The following is a 2,387-nucleotide window of genomic DNA, read 5'->3' on the forward strand; positions in this document are numbered from 1 at the left end:
CGGGCCGGTGCGCGGCGGTCGGAGCGGCAGCAGGGCGGACGGTGCCGCCGGCCGGCACCACCGGGAGCTGCATGGTGTTCTCCGAGCTGTCCTGCCGGGAGCCGGCCGGTCCGGAGCCCTCCTGCCGGGGCCCGTCGTGGCGCGTGCCGCCGTGCTGCCCGTCGGCGTGGTCCGTCCGGCCGTGGCCGTTCACCGCCGGGCGGCCGTTCGCCGCGGACTGCTCGGGCGCCGCGTGCGCGACCGCGCCGAACTCGGTGTCACCGGGGCGCTCGGCGGGCGCCGGGCCCGCCTCCGCGCCCGGCCGGCCGTTGGAGGTGTCCAGCCCGTAGTAGCGGTAGAGCTGCAACTCCTGGGCGGGTGACAGGTGCTGGCCCACGCCGAAGTCCGGGGAGTCCTTCACCAACGACTTGTCGTACGGGACCTTGAGCTCCTCGCCCGAGAACTCGCTGGTGGTCAGCGGGACGAAGGCGTCCCGGCCGAAGATCCCGGTGCGGACGGCGGCCCACTCGGGCTCGCCGGTCGCGTCGTCGAGATACACCTCGTCGACCGTGCCGATCTTCTCACCGTTCCGGTCGACCGCCTTGTGCCCGATCAGGTCTCGCGGATCGATATCGGTCTGCACGCTGTCCTCCAGTGCCTACTGCTCCTGTGTCTCCGTGGACGTCGGGACGGCTGGAGGAGCTGGCCAGACGCCATCTACACAGAACGCCATGGACCGGTCACCGGCGAGCCGGGGGCGGCCGTCCGGGCCGGTGATCGGCCGTCCGGGGGACGGGCACGGCCCGCGGGCCCGCAGACGGGGCCCTCGGACCGGCCCCCGGCGGTGGGACGCCGGTCACAGCACCCGCCATTCCCGGCGGTCCCGCTGGTACCCTGGGCGGCGACCGCCGAGCCCGCGCGGGAGAGTCCCCGACCCCGCTGAGCTGGGGAAGGGGCGCCGAAGGAGCAACTCCTCCCCGGAATCTCTCAGGCACCCGTACCGCGTGGGCCAGGTCACTCTGGAAAGCAGGGCAGGACCGCCGGCACAGGAGCCGTCGGCACCACCCTCACCGACGGTGCAAGCCGACGAGATGCCCTCGGGCGTCAAGACGGCGAAGCTCTCAGGTACCGATGACAGAGGGGGAGGCCTGACGGGTTCGTACGTCTCCGGCTCCCCACGGCGGCCGACCGGCGTGCGTACCCCCGCCGGTCCGTGACCAGGAGGCCTCGACCCCCATGAACGCCCAGCCGAACCTCACCGAGCTCGAGCAGGCCAGCCCCTTCGAGACCCGCCACATCGGCCCCGACGCCGCCGCCCAGGAGAAGATGCTCGCCCAGGTGGGCTTCGCGTCCCTGGACGAGCTGGCCGACGCGGCCGTTCCCGAGGCCATCCGCAGCCTGACCGCGCTGGACCTGCCCGCCGGCCGCAGCGAGGCCCAGGTCCTCGCCGAGCTGCGCGAGCTGGCCGACCGCAACCGGGTCGCCACCTCCATGATCGGCCTCGGCTACTACGGCACCTTCACCCCGCCGGTGATCCTGCGCAACGTCCTCGAGAACCCGGCCTGGTACACCGCCTACACCCCGTACCAGCCGGAGATCTCGCAGGGCCGCCTCGAGGCGCTGCTGAACTTCCAGACCCTGGTCTCCGACCTCACCGGCCTCGCCACCTCCGGCTCCTCGCTGCTCGACGAGGGCACCGCCGCCGCCGAGGCAATGGCGCTGGCCCGCCGCGTCACCAAGGTCAAGGGCGGCGTCTTCCTGATCGACGCCGACACCCTGCCGCAGACCGTCGCCGTCATCGAGACCCGCGCCGAGCCGACCGGCGTCGAGGTCGTCGTCGCCGACCTGTCCGAGGGCATCCCGGCCGAGATCGCCGAGCGCGGCGTCTTCGGCGTGCTGCTCCAGTACCCGGGTGCCGCCGGCGCCGTCCGCGACCTCACCCCGGTCATCGAGCAGGCCCACGGCCTCGGCGCGGTCGTCGCCGTCGCCGCCGACCTGCTCGCCCTCACCCTGCTCAAGTCCCCGGGCTCGATGGGCGCCGACATCGCCTGCGGCACCTCGCAGCGCTTCGGCGTGCCGATGGGCTTCGGCGGCCCGCACGCCGGCTACCTCGCCGTCCGCGCCGAGTTCGCCCGCAACCTGCCCGGCCGCCTGGTCGGCGTCTCCGTCGACTCCGACGGCAACCGCGCCTACCGCCTGGCCCTGCAGACCCGCGAGCAGCACATCCGCCGCGAGAAGGCCACCAGCAACATCTGCACCGCCCAGGTGCTGCTCGCCGTGATGGCCTCGATGTACGCCGTTTACCACGGCCCCGACGGCCTCGCGGACATCGCCCGCCGCACCCACCGCTACGCCGCCGCGCTCGCCGCGGGCCTGCGCGCCGGCGGCGTGGAGCTGGTGCACGGCGC

The 2,387-nt window shown here is 74.0% G+C and carries 2 pseudogenes and 1 riboswitch; of the pseudogenes, one reads left to right on the plus strand and one right to left on the minus strand.

The features are described 5' to 3' along the window. Positions 1-280: 280 nt before the first annotated feature. Positions 281-622 (minus strand): annotated as a pseudogene (locus ABZ641_RS33350) (PRC-barrel domain-containing protein); the annotation flags it as partial. 266 nt (positions 623-888) lie between these two features. Then, positions 889-992: riboswitch (glycine riboswitch) on the plus strand. Positions 993-1,215: 223 nt separating this feature from the next. Here ABZ641_RS33350 and ABZ641_RS33355 point away from each other — a divergent pair. After that, positions 1,216-2,387, plus strand: a pseudogene (locus ABZ641_RS33355) (glycine dehydrogenase (aminomethyl-transferring)); the annotation flags it as partial.

This window comes from Kitasatospora sp. NPDC007106, assembly GCF_040634455.1.
Taxonomy (GTDB): Bacteria; Actinomycetota; Actinomycetes; order Streptomycetales; family Streptomycetaceae; genus Kitasatospora; species Kitasatospora arboriphila.